The sequence below is a fragment of the Peribacillus sp. NPDC097895 genome (genome assembly GCF_050277555.1).
Lineage (GTDB): Bacteria > Bacillota > Bacilli > Bacillales > DSM-1321 > Peribacillus.
Genome location: NZ_JBNNSH010000001.1, coordinates 1,417,539 through 1,435,174, shown reverse-complemented (window position 1 = coordinate 1,435,174; position 17,636 = coordinate 1,417,539). Strand labels below are relative to the sequence as shown.

Annotated in this window: 18 protein-coding genes and 2 pseudogenes; 4 read left to right on the top strand and 16 right to left on the bottom strand. The window is 35.2% G+C overall.

Annotated elements, in window-relative coordinates; genetic code table 11:
- Positions 1 to 458 precede the first annotated feature (458 nt).
- The 11 genes and pseudogenes from ACQKMH_RS06885 to ACQKMH_RS06835 all read right to left on the bottom strand — a co-directional run bounded on the left by ACQKMH_RS06885 (position 459) and on the right by ACQKMH_RS06835 (position 8,906).
- Positions 459 to 665: a helix-turn-helix domain-containing protein gene (locus ACQKMH_RS06885; RefSeq protein ID WP_053346663.1), complete on the bottom strand. Its 207-nt coding sequence runs from the start codon at positions 663 to 665 to the stop codon at positions 459 to 461.
- Between the two features lie 10 nt (positions 666 to 675).
- Positions 676 to 1,158 (bottom strand): DUF2975 domain-containing protein, encoded by a 483-nt coding sequence (locus ACQKMH_RS06880; protein WP_427586674.1) that lies wholly within the window; start codon positions 1,156 to 1,158, stop codon positions 676 to 678.
- 644 nt (positions 1,159 to 1,802) lie between these two features.
- Positions 1,803 to 2,347, bottom strand: a pseudogene (locus ACQKMH_RS06875) (DUF1697 domain-containing protein).
- Between the two features lie 94 nt (positions 2,348 to 2,441).
- Positions 2,442 to 3,095 carry a Vat family streptogramin A O-acetyltransferase gene (locus ACQKMH_RS06870; protein WP_427586673.1) on the bottom strand — a complete coding sequence of 218 codons (654 nt, stop codon included), beginning with the start codon at positions 3,093 to 3,095 and terminating at the stop codon, positions 2,442 to 2,444.
- Positions 3,096 to 3,124: 29 nt separating this feature from the next.
- Positions 3,125 to 4,012, bottom strand: coding sequence for a virginiamycin B lyase family protein (locus ACQKMH_RS06865; RefSeq protein ID WP_427586672.1), 888 nt, complete (start codon positions 4,010 to 4,012; stop codon positions 3,125 to 3,127).
- 535 nt (positions 4,013 to 4,547) lie between these two features.
- A complete protein-coding gene (locus ACQKMH_RS06860; RefSeq protein ID WP_427586671.1) occupies positions 4,548 to 5,048 on the bottom strand; it encodes a hypothetical protein in 501 nt (166 codons plus the stop codon).
- A gap of 307 nt (positions 5,049 to 5,355) precedes the next feature.
- Complete coding sequence (locus ACQKMH_RS06855; RefSeq protein ID WP_427586670.1) at positions 5,356 to 5,853, bottom strand: LURP-one-related/scramblase family protein; 498 nt, start codon at positions 5,851 to 5,853, stop codon at positions 5,356 to 5,358.
- 473 nt (positions 5,854 to 6,326) lie between these two features.
- Entirely contained in the window at positions 6,327 to 6,926 is a 600-nt protein-coding gene (locus ACQKMH_RS06850) for a pirin family protein (RefSeq protein WP_427587529.1), read from the bottom strand.
- A 314-nt stretch (positions 6,927 to 7,240) separates the two neighbouring features.
- Complete coding sequence (locus ACQKMH_RS06845; protein WP_427586669.1) at positions 7,241 to 7,414, bottom strand: hypothetical protein; 174 nt, start codon at positions 7,412 to 7,414, stop codon at positions 7,241 to 7,243.
- 184 nt (positions 7,415 to 7,598) lie between these two features.
- Positions 7,599 to 8,144 (bottom strand): hypothetical protein, encoded by a 546-nt coding sequence (locus ACQKMH_RS06840; protein ID WP_427586668.1) that lies wholly within the window; start codon positions 8,142 to 8,144, stop codon positions 7,599 to 7,601.
- A gap of 246 nt (positions 8,145 to 8,390) precedes the next feature.
- A complete protein-coding gene (locus ACQKMH_RS06835) occupies positions 8,391 to 8,906 on the bottom strand; it encodes an N-acetyltransferase family protein (protein ID WP_427586667.1) in 516 nt (171 codons plus the stop codon).
- 467 nt (positions 8,907 to 9,373) lie between these two features.
- Here ACQKMH_RS06835 and ACQKMH_RS06830 point away from each other — a divergent pair, with 467 nt between their 5' ends.
- From ACQKMH_RS06830 to ACQKMH_RS06820, 3 genes are all read left to right on the top strand, one after another.
- Positions 9,374 to 10,390 (top strand): multicopper oxidase domain-containing protein, encoded by a 1,017-nt coding sequence (locus ACQKMH_RS06830; protein WP_427586666.1) that lies wholly within the window; start codon positions 9,374 to 9,376, stop codon positions 10,388 to 10,390.
- Between the two features lie 15 nt (positions 10,391 to 10,405).
- Complete coding sequence (locus tag ACQKMH_RS06825; protein ID WP_427586664.1) at positions 10,406 to 11,575, top strand: ZIP family metal transporter; 1,170 nt, start codon at positions 10,406 to 10,408, stop codon at positions 11,573 to 11,575.
- 326 nt (positions 11,576 to 11,901) lie between these two features.
- On the top strand, positions 11,902 to 12,156 hold the full coding sequence (locus tag ACQKMH_RS06820; RefSeq protein ID WP_427586663.1) for a twin-arginine translocase TatA/TatE family subunit: 255 nt from the start codon (positions 11,902 to 11,904) through the stop codon (positions 12,154 to 12,156).
- Between the two features lie 591 nt (positions 12,157 to 12,747).
- Here the strand turns inward: ACQKMH_RS06820 and ACQKMH_RS06815 are convergent.
- Together ACQKMH_RS06815 and ACQKMH_RS06810 are read right to left on the bottom strand one after the other, a co-directional pair.
- Complete coding sequence (locus ACQKMH_RS06815) at positions 12,748 to 13,122, bottom strand: STAS/SEC14 domain-containing protein (protein WP_427586662.1); 375 nt, start codon at positions 13,120 to 13,122, stop codon at positions 12,748 to 12,750.
- A gap of 318 nt (positions 13,123 to 13,440) precedes the next feature.
- Positions 13,441 to 13,887, bottom strand: coding sequence for a carboxymuconolactone decarboxylase family protein (locus ACQKMH_RS06810; RefSeq protein WP_427586661.1), 447 nt, complete (start codon positions 13,885 to 13,887; stop codon positions 13,441 to 13,443).
- Positions 13,888 to 14,082: 195 nt separating this feature from the next.
- Here ACQKMH_RS06810 and ACQKMH_RS06805 point away from each other — a divergent pair, with 195 nt between their 5' ends.
- Positions 14,083 to 15,471: a PLP-dependent aminotransferase family protein gene (locus tag ACQKMH_RS06805; protein WP_427586660.1), complete on the top strand. Its 1,389-nt coding sequence runs from the start codon at positions 14,083 to 14,085 to the stop codon at positions 15,469 to 15,471.
- Positions 15,472 to 15,671: 200 nt separating this feature from the next.
- On the opposite strand, the gene ACQKMH_RS06800 is transcribed toward ACQKMH_RS06805, so the two are convergent.
- The 3 genes and pseudogenes from ACQKMH_RS06800 to ACQKMH_RS06790 all read right to left on the bottom strand — a co-directional run bounded on the left by ACQKMH_RS06800 (position 15,672) and on the right by ACQKMH_RS06790 (position 17,337).
- Entirely contained in the window at positions 15,672 to 16,061 is a 390-nt protein-coding gene (locus tag ACQKMH_RS06800; RefSeq protein ID WP_427586659.1) for a tautomerase family protein, read from the bottom strand.
- 117 nt (positions 16,062 to 16,178) lie between these two features.
- Positions 16,179 to 16,297 (bottom strand): annotated as a pseudogene (gene glpX, locus ACQKMH_RS06795) (fructose-bisphosphatase class II); the annotation flags it as partial.
- Positions 16,298 to 16,395: 98 nt separating this feature from the next.
- Positions 16,396 to 17,337, bottom strand: coding sequence for an AraC family transcriptional regulator (locus ACQKMH_RS06790; protein ID WP_427586658.1), 942 nt, complete (start codon positions 17,335 to 17,337; stop codon positions 16,396 to 16,398).
- Positions 17,338 to 17,636: the final 299 nt, after the last annotated feature.

Here is a 17,636-nt window from a genome sequence, read left to right as displayed (position 1 = left end):
ACCTTCAGCTAACACACCCGTTAGTTCATTAAGAAACACGATTCTTATTAAAGAATCGCGCCCTTTAATTGAATAGAGACTTACTACTAATGCCCATTTTGCTGGATTTGGTACCCTAAAAGGAATTGAACACACGAATATGTGTTTGTATCTATAAATATTACCTTGTAACGGACGAAATGCCATCAATACTATTAAAAAGATACCTAGACCCTAATATAGGGGTTCAGCCAAGATACGTGTAAAAACAGGTCACTACTGGTTATTATTTCCATGATTAGTTTTTTAGGTGAGAATCCCCTCCATCAAAAAAGGTACGTTAAGGAAATTGGCTCTTTTATTTTATACATTAATTAGTTTGTTTTTTTGAACACGGAATGACTCCTAAAAATATTGGTGTAGAAGCCAATAGATATTTCTTTTTCATCATATTCTCTCCTTTATTCAGATCATATGAATTAATTTTTTTGATACTCTAGAATATCACCTGGTTGACACTCTAAAACTTCGCAGATCTTTTCTAATGTTGAAAATTTAATAGCTTTTGCTTTTCCATTTTTTAATATTGATACATTTGCCATCGTAATCCCAACCCTCTCCGAAAGCTCCGTTACGCTCATTTTTCGTTTTGCTAACATCACATCAATATTAATAATAATTGCCATATCCTCCACCTCAGACCGTTAAATCATTTTCTGATTTTATATTAATAGCTTCTTGTAAAAGTCTTTGGAGAACAGCAGCAAAAACGGCGATCACCATAGAGGCGAAAATAATGACCAATCCAATTGGTATGAAACTTGGAGGGTCAATTCTTTCTGCCATGAGATAGTAGAGTGGCATACCTAGTAGGTACAAGGTGCTGATCGTGATGGCACAGTATTTTATATTCTTTAAAGCCTTTACCGATAATTCCGAGAACGCTTGGTTCTTATCAATATAGCTTAAAAGTTTAAAAGCTTGATACAGAGCAAAGTAAAAAGGTATCGCTGCCGCATACATATCGATTAAAACGAGAGATTTCATATAAGCAATATCTGGATACAATTCTCCAGCAAAATTCCCGATCTTAGGCACCAAAAATATGCACAATGCAAGAACTGGGATTCCTATAAAAATAACAGCTAGCTTTAAAAAGAGTGTCGTAACTTGTTTCATAAAAAGCACCTCACTTATGTATCTTTAACTTTCTTTAACTTAAGTTTAATGCAATGTTTATCGTTTTACAATAAATAATTATTTTATCACATAATATTATTATCATTTATATATATCCCTTTATATCTTTACACATAAAAAAAGCACTTCCTATAACTAAAAATGCTACCTAACTTTAACTAGTCTTTTCCACTATCCTGATCCATTAGCACATGTAACAATCTCACTTCAATATAAATAGCTAATTTTGTTAAGAACCCCCTTACTCCATTAAATGGCCAAATTGTTGAAAAAAGGTCAAACAGCACTCTTCAACTATCCTGCCCCTTTAGTTGCATAAAGAAAAAGCTGCCTTAAAGACAGCTCTAATCTTCAGCTAACGCACCTGTTAGTTCATTAAAAAAAGCGTTTCTTATTAAAGAATCGCGCCCTATTGTTGAAGATTGATTAATTTAATTCAACTAGTGTTTATGGCAGAACTTTCATAAAGTGTCATATCAGCAAAAAAAGGTTGGATATCTAAAAAAGCACCTAACCTTTTTTGTTCCATAACGAGTGTTATAGGCCCAGTGACAGGGTTCTTGCTCTAATTCGTCAGATAGTTTCCAATTAATAGAAAATAGTTCTTGCTAGTATCATGTAATTCACACCTCTACAGCTTGCATAAGTTCGTATATTTTGCGAGTTGTATTTACATTCCTGATTGTTATTTGTTGATATGGTTTTGAACCAACGAGTTTAGTCATACCGGATTTGGTAATTTTTTTTTTTCAACCGACCATAGAATGGCTCCAGGAACGTATTTCACCGTATCAATTTCTGGTTTGATGACCAGCTTATTAAGCACTGACTCATCATCAATTTCGTCCCATAAAAACAGCACATCGCTTCTCATCTGTTGGTCGTTCGTCCAAGACTCTGGAAGGGAGTGTATGACTTTTTTAACATCATCAAAACTACGGACTAAAACTTTGATTTGTAATCCGAAGTTTGTAAGTATAGCCTCTTCTAAAATATGGGATATTGTTGTTTTTGATTGGCCATTCACTGTGAAAATAATATTACCTGAATTGATATATGTAACTACAGAGTTCATACCCACTCGTTCAAAAGCTTGTTTAAGCAACTTCATGTTAATTTTATTTTTCCCACCAACATTGATTCCCCTAAGCAGTGCGACATAGACCATGATAAACCTCCTATTAGTTTGAATTTTATATAAAACATTTGACGGATTAGAGCAAGAACTCTGTCACTGGGCCTTATAGACAGTTTTTATTTTGTCATATTTTATTTTTTAAATTTCTTAGATTCTCCATTTCTCCATTCACTATCACATCAATATGAGCAGAAATGATATCAATATCTAAATCCCACCATTTAATTTCCAGCAATTCGTTAATGATTTCTTCTGAGAAACGGGTATTAAGTTTCTTTGCAGGATTTCCTCCAACGATAGTGTAAGGTTCCACATCTTTTGTAATAACCGATTTGGCTGCTACAATTGCACCATCCCCTATTTTTATTCCAGGCATAATGACAGTATCCATTCCAATCCAAACATCATTTCCAATTATGGTATCACCTTTAAACGGCAACTGATCTAACGTTGGCACATATTTCTCCCAACCGTGTCCGAAAATATTGAATGGGTAGGTTGAAAAACCATCCATTCTATGATTAGCTCCATTCATAATAAACGTTACACCAGGTGCTATGGCGCAAAATTTCCCTATGACAAGTCGATCACCGAAAAATTCGTAGTGATATAACACTTGATCTTCAAAAGATTCACCATTTTTTGCATCGTAATATGAGTATTCACCCACAATAATATTTGGTCTAGTAATTGTATTTTTTATAAATTGCACAACGCGATTTCCTTTAATCGGATATTTATCTTTAGGATTTGGCCCATGTTGCTTATTTGATTCCATGGATATCCACTGCCTTTCTTTCCGGATTTTTATAATAAACTAAGCCGACCTATTTTATTACATTCCTCAGCGAACCAAATGGCACCATCAGGTCCTAATACAATTCCATGAGGCTCCGCATTTTGTGTAGGAATTAGATACTCCGTAATTTTACCTTGCATTGTAATTCGGCCAATTTGATTACTTCCCCATTCAGTGAACCATAAAGCACGGTCAGGCCCTGTTACTATTGCGTGTGGACGAGCATTTGCAGTAGGGATGGTATATTCACTTATTGTTCCAGAGGTAGTAATTCTACCGATTTTATTTTCGTTAATTTCCACAAACCAAAGTGCATCGTCCGGTCCACTTGTAATACCTACAGGACCAGCATGTTTTGTTGGCAAAATGTAATTAGTCACTTCTCCGAGCATCGTAATCCGACCAATTTGATTACTCTGATTCTCAGTAAACCAGATGGCACCGTCAGGTCCAGCAACAATAAAAGAGGGATAGGAGCCAGGATTCGGTATATCATACTGAATAATTTCACCTGTTGGTAAAATCCGCCCTATTCTATTTCCATTCATTTCGGTAAACCAAATGTCTCCATTGTGTCCTTCAGTTATTCCAAAAGGTGCTGAATTTGGACTCGGGAGAGTATATTCGATGATTTCACCTGTTACTTTCAGTTTTCCAATTTTATTCGCCCTATTTTCCGTAAACCATACATCACCCTGAGTTGTGGAGATTATAGATAGCACACCTGCATTGGGTGTAGGAACAACGAAATGAGTGACTTCACCTTTAACAGTCATTCGACCAATTTGATTTGCTTTATGTTGTGTAAACCATAGCGCACCATCTTTTCCAGCAGTTATTCCATAAGGACCTGAATCATTGTCAAGAAGTTCGTATTCGTCAATTTTTATCCCCACTATAATCATCCTTTCTCTTGTATAAAGTTCTTCTAGTAATTCGTTATAAAATGATTGAATTCCTGCGAAAAAGGTCTTGCATACTCTATTCATATTAAGTTAACATAATTAATCTAACAGAAGTTTCCCCTCACACCCCCCCCCCCCTTGGGCGCCAAGAACCTGTCACAATTTATTATTTTTCCAGGATTTTATCATTGTTAAATCAACGTTTGTGCACACCCGCGCACCTGGTAGCCGTATAAAAAAGTGGGATTTTATGCAACTTCTTATTCAAGAAAATGTCCCGATTGCGGAACAAAAAAAATCCTTCATATCAATACAGGACTTTTGATCAAACTTTATTATAAATTCCCTCCCAACAACTGCCCACTCCAAGAAGTATGAAACTATCACACCAAGAAGAACATATAAAAAACTGTGTTAATCAAAATCATTCAACCTTCGTTCTTTATTTAACGTACATTATCAATTCTATTTCAAATGCAGTATTCCTTGTTGAACTAACCTGCCCCTTTAGTTCTATAAGCTCTTATTAAAGTCCACCATCTAAACCGTCAATTTTCACCCCTCTACTCCAATCACGAGTGATTTTTAATTCATTATCTTTTGTAGAGATAGTTAGCTCTCCTTCTTTATCATAAACTTTAGATAACTCCTCGTCATAAAGCTTAAATTTTATAGTGTATTTATAATCAATTGTACTATCATCATTTTTACTTTGTTCTTCAAGGATAAGGTTTTGTACCTCAATACTTTTTTTAACTTCCTTGGCTACCATTGATGGTATTGAATAATAACGGTTAGCTATTTGAGCATCATATTCATCTTTTGATAAATATTCTTTAACCTTGTTTGCAATTTCATCTGAAGACGGAGAATTAGAGGGGTCTTTAACGTTATATCGTTCCGTACTGTAATCTTTAATGAATTTTTCTATATCAGCCTCTTTGGCCACATCCTTGTTACAAGCAACTACACCCATAAACAATACAAACAAAAACAATAAACTAAGAATTTTCTTTATGATAGCCACCTCATTTCCTTCAAATGAACCTACACTCTACTTATTCTATACATATTATGAATTACCCTTGTTCAACTAACCTGCCCCTTTTGTTCCATAAGAAAAAAGCTGCCTTAAAGACAGCTCCGATCTTCAGCCTGTTAGTTCTATAAGAAAAGCGAACCTTATTCAAGAATCACGCCCGATTACTGAGGAACGAATATAAAACCTTGGTACCAAATGGCCTTGTCATTTATATATGATACGGTTCACCGCACCTATTCAATCAGTGATTTTAAAAAAAACTGTCACAGCCTTTTAATTTTACACTTCTACTTTAAATTGACGTTGCTGAGGAAGCAGCTGCTTGATCAGCCTTCACACAATCAATTGCAACAACGAGTGCAATAATAATGGTTTCCATCTCTTCATCTATTATTTGAACCTTGTAGCTATCGCCCCAAGTGAACCACTCCTTGCCCACTTTACCTACGATATTACCATGCTGTAAAACTTGAAAATCCATATCCCACCAATTACCATGTACTTCAATGCCTGCCGCATCAATTGTATATCGTGCTTTTAAGAAGGAAAATTCCTTCTTTATTGTTAATACCTCTCGACCATTCACCTCAACCAAAAACTTTGGTAAAAAGCTGAACACCTTTTTCGTAATGAGTGCTACTTCATCTCTTGCTGTATTCATAATGGAGAAAGTCTTTGGAACTTGCATAAAACTTCCCTCCACGTAATATATATCCTTCTCCTGCTGATCCTTTACTGTAAATTTCCCGCTAAGACTGAATACCTTCTGCTTTATATAAAGCTGCCTCATACTTATGCCTCCCAACCTTAAGTCTTTTACATTACTTACGTTTGAAATGGGCATTGGTTCCAAACTTATGCATTAAATTCCAAATAATAGCTCCACTCAAAAGCTCCTTCTTTTTGGTTCACCACTATTTATCCTTAACTAATTTACCTTTTGTAAAGTCAGCAATTCTTCCTTCGCAATCTGGCCCAATTGTTGAACAACTCCTTATGTACTCTTGAACTATCCTGCCCCGTTAGTTGCATAAAGAAAGAGCTGCCTTAAAGACAGCTCCGATTTTCCAAATAAAATCCATTAGCAATAGGCTTAAAAGTAATTACATTTTTATCCTCTAATATATTGAAGAATTTCATCTAATTGCGTGTTTTGTAAATCAAAGCCTAATTTAATTTCATGTTTTACTACTCGTTCCTATTTTTCAAGAAGGTAACAGGGCGGCCTCGATAAAGAGAAAGCCCTATTATTATTTCAATATCTTAAAAGCGTTTGACGCCACTAAAATTACCAGCAAGTGTCATTGGTGCCTCTAGGTCGACTAGGAATAGCACAACGGTTGTATCCTTTGTCATTTGGATTGTTGTTAACTCTTCCGCAGTATCTGAAATTGCATCGCCTTTACGTAGGATTTTCCCATGCGCAGTAATTTCTCCGTCCATTACATACAGCCAAGGTGTATAGCCATCCACAAACGGTAATATAAAGGCTTCGTCTGTTTTTCCATGTACATCATAAACAATGATTTGCTGACGAAGTTCAAGTGGGGCATCTGATTCTGTTGGTCCTGCAATTAAACGCCATTCACTGACTTCTGGTAGTTGCATTTCCGCAAATTGAACGCGTGGCTCTAAATCCTTTTCCGACGGACGCATAAATACTTGGAGCATTTCAACTGGACCTGTTGGTGTTGATTCCTCATGGAAGAAGCTTTTCCCAGCACCCATTAGCATTTGCTTTGTTGGTGAGCAAGATTCTTTCAAGCCTGTTGAATCTTCATGGAGCATTTCGCCTTGCCACATATAACTTAAAATTTCATCATTTATGTGTTCATGCATACTTATCGTTGCACCTTGCTCGATTTTTGCGTGGTCAATTCGGCTAAGTGGACCAAATGCATAGGACGGTTAAATTGCGTATTCCGTCTTTGTAGAATATATATCGTAGACGTCTATCTATCCGATAGGCGTTTTTTTATATTGTTTGATTGAAAATGAATTTTATCTGAAATATTATGTGAGCCTTTATTTTAAGGCAAATAAAAAGAAACCATTTTGACAAAAAGATAGATCAAAATGGTTTCTTTACTTTTTAATTGGTATAGCAATTTTATAATGAACTAACGCACCCGTTAGTTCACTAAGATTAAGTTATTTAACTATGTATTTTATGGATCCTACAATTTATTTGCAATTTTATCTGTGTATTGTCTTATTAAGGCTGCAATAAATATTCCGATTGGTAGTCCTAGTAATACATTCCCCATGAAATGTTTACTTAATTTTATGCATTCAATTACTGCTAATACACCTAAAACCAAGCCAATTAACTTGTATAATATTTTCTTCACATAATCCACCCTATTACCTTCAAAGTCTTGGTGCTTGTTGATTATCTCAAAATATCAAAACTTATGTATTGGTAATTCGCCCCTTATTCAGCTAACCTGCCCCTTTAGTTCCATAAGAAAAAGCTGCCTTAAAAACAGCTCTCTAAAGCTAAAGCACCTGAAAGTTGAATAATAATGGTTGCATTCATGTTTCTTTATTCTGTAGTAATAGTTTTTTAACAAAATTACAAAATTTTTCATTACCATGAACTTTAAAAATTATCTCATTCTCGAACTCAATTGATAACATCCATTCTTTATCCTTACCTATAAGTCCAGTATAAGAAGTACCGCCTTCACCAGCTGTGTTTTCAGTCAATAGGTAATACAATGGAAATAATACAGATGTTTTATCCCGTCTCTTTAAACTATAAGTTCCAATGCTTTCTATTACCCTTGAAATATTATCGTGAACATTAACATTAAAATAATTACACCCCTCATTTATCCCAAACATTCTACATCCTTCTAATAAAGATTCATTTAAATCTTCTGGAGAAAATTTTGCAGGTTTTAGATTATGAACAACTGAATGGAAAAGAGTAAGGTGATTATTTAAATCAACCGAATATAAAACTGTACTTGTATTAAAAAAATTATCTTCAAGGAAATCGTTTGGAAATATGTATTGTTCTAACCACTTTCTTATTTCTTTAGATTCCTCATTATCTAATGTAGTAGCTAATCGCACATTACTTCTCTCCTCATGTTAATGAAAAATAGTCCTTCTTTTGTGATTCCATTATATAAGATACATTGTTACCTATGAAGTTGTTCAACTATCTGCCCCGATAGTTCCATAAGAAAAAGCTGCCTTAAAGACAGCTCCGATCTTCAGCTAAAGCACCAGTTGTATCATTAAGAAAAGCGAATCTTATTCAAAAATCGCGCCCATTAATTAAACAAGTTACACGCATGTAAAACTTTAATACTCTTACTAAATACATAATTCTGAGATATCCTTCCAGCCATAAGCAATATCCTCTACTATGGTTCCTCCAAACGTACTGGTCCTATGAATGTATTCTTTTCCTCCCATACGTTCATAAAATCCAAGTCCAGAATTATTCTGTTTCATTACCCAAACCATCATAGAATAAATACCTTTTTCTTTAAAATGTTTAGCAATAGCTGAAATAAGCTGCCTACCAACACCAAATCCTCTACATTCCTGTAAGAGGTAAAGCGAATATAGTTCTCCATCGTAATTCTTCTCATCTATACTTTTACCGGATGCAAAACCTATAATTTTCCCTGTTTCATTAATAGCAACATATATAAAAGGTTCATTTTCGTTATTTAAAAAATCATTCCATTTTTTTTCTGCATCTTCATACGATAATTCATCCAGATAATCGTCAGGTACTAAATCACGATAAGTAGTCCTCCAGCTATCAACATAAACTCGTGATATGCCCTTTATATCTTCTTTCCTTGCTTTTCTAATTTCCAAGTTTAGTACCTCCAATGCAAAACAGTAAAATAATAGAGTTTATTATAACATTCTTTCTTCAACCCTCAGTTAGCTCAATAAGCGTTATCCATAAAATGGATAAATTATCGAATAAATCACTATGCACTCTTGAACTTTACTGCCCCTTTTATTCCGTAAGAAAAAAGTTGCCATAGCAACCAACTATTGAAGTACAAGTCTTCTCTTTTCTATTTGTGATTATGCAAAAGTTTATTTCTCATAAACAATAGGAACTAGATCCATTCCCACCTTTTTGCAGCAATATATACTCTGTAACCGTCCGTATAGATCTTTGTTCATCCACCTCTCGCAGATCCATACGTGCGTGTCATCGTATACCAAGTATTCTGAAAAAAAGAGTTGACATTAAACTTGTACCTAACTTAAAGTATAGCTTATACAACAAAAAGTTTCCTTAAGGAAACTTTTTAGAAGGGGGTCAAGTAATGTCGGATGAGAAAAAGGTTTCCCGCAGAGATATTTTAAAGATGGGGACTGCAGGGGCGTTTGGAATAGCTGGATCTTATTACTTAAATAAAATGGCACAATTCCCAACTGTGGCTCAGGCATCCAATGATTCGTCTCATAAGAATGGCCATCATTCCAATCATGCAATTATGAGTGATAAAACAAAAACTACAGGTTATAAAATGGCTGAACGGCTCCTTACTGAGTTTGATTATGGAAAAGTTACCAAGCTGCCAAACGGACAAATACTCCGGGAATATGAAGTCGTGGCACTGGATAAAGAAATCGAAATTGCCAAAGGAATTAAATTTCCAGGTTGGACGTATAACGGAACAATTCCAGGACCAACTTTTCGTTGTACTGAAGGAGACCTTTTGCGTTTTCACTTTATTAATGGGGGCAGCCATCCTCACTCTATTCATTTTCACGGAATCCATCCTCCAGAGATGGACGGTTTAACTTCCATTTATCCTGGACAAAAATTCACGTACGAATTTGAAGCGAAGCCATACGGATTACAAATTTACCATTGCCATGTGCTCCCCCTAGCCCGCCATATCCATAAAGGCTTATACGGTAATTTTATTATTGATCCAAAGAAGCCAAGAGAGCCGGCATTAGAGTTAAACATGGTTATGAATGGATTTGATTTGGATTTAGACGGAGAAAACGAGTTTTATACGGTGAATGGCTATGCCTTCGCATTTATGAATCACCCTATTAAAATCAAAAAAGATCAACTCGTAAGGATCTATCTAAGTAATTTAACAGAATTCGACTTATTAAATTCGTTTCACTTGCATGCGAATTACTTTACGTATTATCCAACCGGAAGAAACGATAACCCCTCTCAGTTCACAGATACTATCATGCAATGTCAGGGAGAACGTGGAATTATTGAAGTTCGGTTTCCATACAAGGGAATATATATGTTTCATGCCCATGTAAGTGAATTTGCTGAGTTAGGCTGGATGGGATTCTTTGAGGTCGAGTAAAAAAGGAGGGATAATATGAAGGGCAAATGGTTAATTACAGTTTTAATACCGTTAGTATTACTTATAGGGGTGCTGGGGTGGGTGCTGAAGAATGGAGCAGGTGTAGAAAAAGATCCTGCAGCACCGATAGAAGTCTTGAACATTGAACGCATCAATGTAACTAAAACCGGTTTCGAATTATCTGTTAGTAATACCGGACCCAAACCCTTAACGATTTCTCAAGTGATGGTTAATGATTCGGTGTGGAATTACAATGTCTCTCCTCAAGCAAAACTTGAACGATTTGATGAGGGAAAGGTGACCATCTCTTACCCATGGGTGGAAGGTGATCCACATACCATTAAAGTAATCACAGAGAATGGGATTATCACGGAAGGTGAAATTGCAGCTGCCACACTCACTCCAGAAACCTCCTGGAGCAACTTTCTTAATTACGGCTTAATCGGATTTTACGTTGGAATTGTCCCGATCACATTGGGGTTATTGTGGTATCCATTTATGAAACGATTCTCACGAAAATCTATAAATGGGATTCTTGCCCTTACCGTTGGGCTTCTTTTATTCTTATTTGTTGGGACTCTGGCTGATGGATTTGAAATTGGAGCAGAAGTACCTTCTGTCTTTCAGGGGAATATGGTTGTCATAATTGGGGCTTCCTTAACCTTCTTATTATTGATCGGTTTTGATCAGTATCAACAAAGAAAACACGAAAAGAAAGGATATTCTCCTTTTGGTCTGGCTTTGTTGATGGCTACCGGGATAGGACTTCATAATTTTGGAGAAGGTTTGGCAATTGGTTCTTCCTTTGCACTAGGTGAAGCTGCTTTAGGAACCTTTTTAATCATAGGGTTTACCCTACACAACATTACGGAAGGGATTGGAATCGCTGCTCCTTTATTAAAGACCACACCTCGATTTAGAGACTTTCTATTACTGGGAATTATCGCAGGGGCACCCGCCATTGTAGGTACATGGGTGGGCGGATTCATCTTCTCACCTATTTGGGGAGCTTTGTTCCTTGGTATTGGTGCAGGAGCAATTCTTCAAGTAATTTATGTAATTACAAAAATGCTCATCGAGGATCATAGAAAACATAATGAAGCATCTGTTTCATGGTTAAACCTTTCTGGATTCGCGATTGGACTATTAATCATGTACTTTACTGCATTTTTTGTTAAGTTTTAAGGGAGAACTAAGAAAAATGAACCTTAAAGTATAGCCCCTAAAGGTTTATTTAAATTGACTTTAAGAACCAACTTATTCCCCAAATTAGCAACTCATTTAGGTCCGATTATGTCGGATTAGTTGATATCGAGGAAGACATTTCAGTAGACTTTTATTTGCTTTTTGAAAACAGCTGAATTTGCCTACAGTACTATGTTTTCACCAAATGAAAAGACACAATTCATTGCAGTTCAGCACCCGAGTGGAGGATAGCACGTCCCCGTGGCGAAACAGTGTATCGTCTTTGGATTACACTGTAAAGAATTCAAATTTCAGGAGCTGATTAAATGTTTTCAAATATCGGAATTCCAGGTTTAATATTAGTACTTGTCATTGCCTTGATTGTTTTTGGACCAAAAAAGTTGCCGGAAATCGGCCGGGCTTTTGGACGTACTTTAACTGAATTCAAGAGTGCAACCAAGGGATTAGTATCTGATGAAAATGTTAAAGAGGAAGAGAATAATCCTGAGTTAACGACTGATGAAAAGGAGCAGGATAAATCAGTTGATCCACTTTTGGGTTCAAACAAAGATCAACTTTAATTGATAAAAAAGATGAGGTAATACTAAGAATTAAAAATTGTTCCTGCTTTTGATTTTTAGAATAACAACATAAGAACACCCATGTGGAAATACAAACACCTTTAGTTGAAGATGGAAAAACCTGTTGCATACCCAACAGGTTTTTTTAAGAACGTTATTATCCAAATAAAATGATTAACTTCATCAAATCCGTTACAAAATATCTTTCCCTATCAATATACCTTTATTAACACAATCGGCTAGATATGACTTTGTTTTTACTGAACTGTTCTGAGAAAGCATAAAATGATTGCTTTACTACGGTGAAGAGCGGGAATTTCAGACTCATGATAAAACTTGTCTTAATATAGAAGGATTAATAGGCAAAAAAATGTTAACCAATAGATGGAGGCATTATTAAATTCTTATTTATTAAAATAAATATCCAAGTCTAATTCCATTATCTGACCGTTTGCTGAATAACATGACCGTCATGTTAATACATACCATTACCAAAAACAAGACGGCTCTGATCTTCAGATAACGCACCCGTTAGTTCATAAAGGGTTAATAAAAAAAGTTACCTTTCAGCAACTTAGGAGTATAAATTCATTATTTATATTTAGTAAGCCAGTGAATTAATTGGTCATAGTTACTTGAGAACATTGCGTTGTCTTTGGTATTAGACTTTTCAAGGTGAATTAGAATATCCCCTTCTTCTAATAAAAATGCGACTGCAATTGAGTTCTCTAAAATATTATTAGAGAAAAATTTGTCTTTCCACAATTTTTGCACAGAAAAATGTTCTGGAGTATAACCTTTACGATTAACTAACAACTTATACTTTTTTCCTTGTCTAATAAATGAATAGCACGTTTTCTCAAATGAATTGAACCATGTGTTCACATCAGCAAGGGTTATGTAACCTGTCAAATTAGTAATAATAATATCTTCAGAAATGGATGTACTTATATTATTAACATTCAATTAAAAAACAACTCCTTACTATTATTATAAACTAAATAATGGAAGGAAGTATAAAATTTTAATGTTACATAGTTCGACTATACAACGCTTAATGAACTAACCTGCCCGTTTATAGACTTGGAATAAAGTTTGATTAAATTACCTTGATAAAGAGCAGATTGAAAAAGCGTGTTTTGAAAAAAGATTGATCAAAACACGATTATTCTATCTGCAATTGAATCATTCTTTTATAAAAAAGTTTGATCATGTCTGTGATCCGTACTCCATTAAAGCGATATATTTTCTAAAAATCCACACTTATATAGAGATAAAAATTTCTTATTTTACTGCAGTTGCGAAATTCCCCATTGAAATGGAGAGTCGATTCCAACTATTAATTTGATTGATCAAAATAATAAGATCTACATAGTCTTTTTCGCTAAAATGTATACGCACTCGATTATAAAGATCATCAGGTACACGCTTTGTTGGAACTAACGTCACATGTTCAGTTAATTCTAATGCCACTTTTTCAGCATCTGTGTAGAAATCACAATCTTTCCATGCACTGACGCAGTATAAACGCTGTTCCGTTTCACCCATTTTTCGAGCGTCAGAGGTATGCATATTAAGACAAAAAGCACAGCCATTCATTTGAGAAGTACGGATTTTAATTAGTTCACGCAGTTTACGGTCTATTCCAGTAGATTTAGTATACTTCTCCATTTCCATCATAATGTTAATTGCTTCAGGTGCTACTTCAAGATAATTAATGCGTTGTTCCATTTCCATTCCTCCTAAAATAAAATTGAAAGTTTATATTACCCAAAAATAGGAACGTATATTAATAAAGAGCTTTTTGAAATTCCATGCTACATTCTCCTTTTCAACGAATTATTTATAATGCCATTATTCACTTTTCTTGTCATTTCGAAAAGGTGCAGTTTATACTATTTAAAAATGACAGATGAGGTGCGTAGAATGAAAGAACTTGTATTTATTGTTGATCGAAATAGCACTCTACCTATGTATCAACAAGTTTATCGCTATATTAAAGCCCAAATTGTCTCAGGTAAAATTGGAGAGAATTCGAAATTACCATCTGTTCGGCAGCTTGCAGAGCTGCTACAAGTGAGCCGCAATACGACACAGCTGGCGTATGAACAATTACAAGCAGAGGGTTACATTCGCAGTGAATATAAAAAAGGTTATTATGTACAAGCTTCTATTTCGGAACTATTACCTATTTCCGAGATAATACCTCATACCAAAGCTTCCTCTAAGAGTATTGTAAATCCTACAATTGATTTTCAAGCTGGAGCTGTAGATGGAAACAACTTCCCTCTAGCGAAATGGCGCTCACTTTCGAATAAAGTCCTAAAGGATAATCTGCTTTATCAATATGGAGAGAATCAAGGGGATTTATTATTACGAGAATCTTTAGCAAAGTATTTATTTCACTCAAGAGGGGTAAGAGCAACCAGTGACCAAATTGTTATTGGTAGTACCACACAGCAACTTTTGATGATCTTATCCATCCTATTAAAAGAAGAACATACTCAAATTGCTGTAGAAGATCCCGGATATAATGGGGCCAGAGAACTTTTTTCATTCCTATCCTATTCAGTTGTCCCCATACCTGTTAAAGAGGATGGTATTGACATCACACTCTTAGATAAGTGTAATGCTCGGTTGGTTTACGTAACACCATCACATCAGTTTCCACTAGGGATAACGATGCCTATCAACGAAAGATATAATTTAATTGAATGGGCTGAAAAAGTGAATGGATATATTATTGAAGATGATTACGATAGTGAATTTCGCTATAAACAACAGCCTATACCTTCATTACAAAGTTTAACAAACAGCGACCATGTCATATACCTGAGTACTTTTTCTAAGGCATTATTGCCTTCCATTCGGCTGAGCTATATGGTGCTACCAAAAGAATTACTTATTAGGTATCATCAAATTGCATCATTACTACAACAAACAGCTTCAACAATTCACCAACGTACAATCTATCATTTTATAGAAGAAGGACATTGGTATGCACATTTACGTAAAATGAAAACAATATATAAACGGAAGATGAAGGTGTTATGTGACACCATTCAAATGCATTTTAAAGATACTGTAAAAATAATAGGTGGCTCCTCTGGCCTCTATATTGTCATTGAAGTTGCAACAAATCAAAGTGAAGAGTGGCTCGTCAAAGAAGCGCTCAAAAACGGCGTTAAAGTATATCCATGCTCCCCTTTTTACATAGAGAATTACCCAAGTCACCCCACTATTCAACTCGGTTTTTCCGGCTTAGAAGAATTGGAAATACGTAAAGGAATTGAAAAGTTAGCAGACGCTTGGTAAGAAGTTGAAAAAATAAGATTCTTGGTGTCAGGCACCACGGACACACGAACGTCCACCCATGTTGTAATATCAGCTTGTACAAAATGGTGAAGGCACCTCTCATATTGAGAGGTGCCTTTCTCTTCAGTTATTTGTACGATCATTAAGGATTATTACATAAATGCACTTCGTCTGAGGCAATGGATTTAAGAGAATTTTATTTATAATTTACCATTTAAAAATTGGGCTTCTCCTAGTCCAAAACTCCAATCAGCATCGCCATTGGTAACAATTGAAACCATAATATCATTTGGTTCTATTCCACAATTTTCTCCCAACTCTTGAACCAAAACTTTATAAAAATGTTGCTTCTGATCTTTCCTTCTTTGCTTACTAGTTACACTTATTACTACTAAGTTCTTACTTCTCTCAAAACCTAACCCGGTATCTTCTATTATTAATTCATGAGCTGGATGCTGGTGAACAATTTGATATCGATCTTTTTCGGGTACATCGAAAGCTTTAACAACTGCCCGGTGAGAAGCATCTAAAAGATTTCTCAAAGATTTTTTATCTCGCCCTTCTATTAAATCAAATCTAATTAATGGCATTATTAATTCCCTCCAAAGTTAATATTTGATTACGTTACGCTGGTGTTAGCATAAATAGAATTATTTTAGAGTTAGAACTTTTTAGTATCTACTCTATACGTTACTTTTTAAAACAAGTCAGGCATTTTTCAAACTATTTTTCCCGTCGATAAATCGAACAGTACTTGATTTCGCACGCATTTCAATCCAATGTGTTGTCCCCGAGCTACCTTAAATTGAACCCCTCTAATTACATCTTTTGGCCCATCGCATTGACATTTCCAGCACCTACTGTCTCTTAGCCATTAACAAGATGAAACATTCCTGTTAATTTTCCTTTATTAGATTCACAGTTCTATTTTTTTAGTAATTGTTTTTGCACCTGCCCCTCTGTATAGGCAGTTGCTTTTAAGTCTATATAGAGAGAGCGAAAACGCCCTGGTGAAGAACCCATAGCAGAAGTAAAAACGCGAGTAAAATAGTGAATATTTTTAAATCCGGTTTCTTCCGAAATATATTTAATGGATAAATCTGTTGTTTTGAGTAAGGTCGCAGCTCTCTGTATTCTCTCATTTTGAACAAACTCAGAGTAACTTACACCTGATTCCAAGACAAATATTCGAGACAGGTGCCGACCAGATATATGCAAATGACTCGCTGCATCAGTAAGTTTTAAAGGCTGCGATAGATTATCCTTGATATACAATTTCGCTATATTAAAGAGTGAAGAAGACGTTTTAGGAAAGGTATGGTGATTATCATTATGTGAATGAGAAACAAAAGTTTGCACTAACGAAAGAATGAGGGAATAAGCCAAATTTCCTAGCATTTCTTCGAAAAAAGCTTGTTCGGTCTTTGTCGCTTGGATAAGTAGGGATTTCCAAAGTAGCGCAGCCATTGAATCCTTATCTTCATTCAAATCCATAATCACTTCGGGACATTGCTTAGTTTCCTCCATGATATTTATCCATTCGTCACTTGATTCCGATTCTATCAATTCAAACGCAACATAGAGGAGAGATAGTCCGCTTTCACTTTTTATTTGGTGCAACACATCCGGTTTTGAAAAAAACATGGTGTTTTTTTGTAACGGATAGGTACAATCATTGTCTATATACACCCCTTCCCCATCCACTACAAAACACACTTCAAAAAAGGAATGTTTATGAAGAAGATTATTATAATGAGTTGGCATGACCCCCCAATAGTGAACATAAAAAGAAGCTCCATTGTGCGCCAAACGATGAACATATTGATTCAAAGAGATTTTTCCCGCTGTATATTCATTTAGATTCAAAAAAAGTCCCCCTGTCTTAGGATGAAAAAGGATTGTTTAATGAATAAGCTTATTTGCTACCTGATTAATACCTTAATAGGATCTTACTCCTGCCTACCTGTACATAACGTAATACATGTAGGGATTCCTCCGATTACCATATAACAGGCAACAATTCAAAGATTTATACTGGGTTGATGACTATCTAAAATGGCGTATGTTCGTTTGATCCGTTTACTTCAATTTTTCTTTATTTTCGTAATGGCCAAGTGAATTATTTTTAATTTATTTAAAATTCAGAGATTTAAAGGTGTACATTT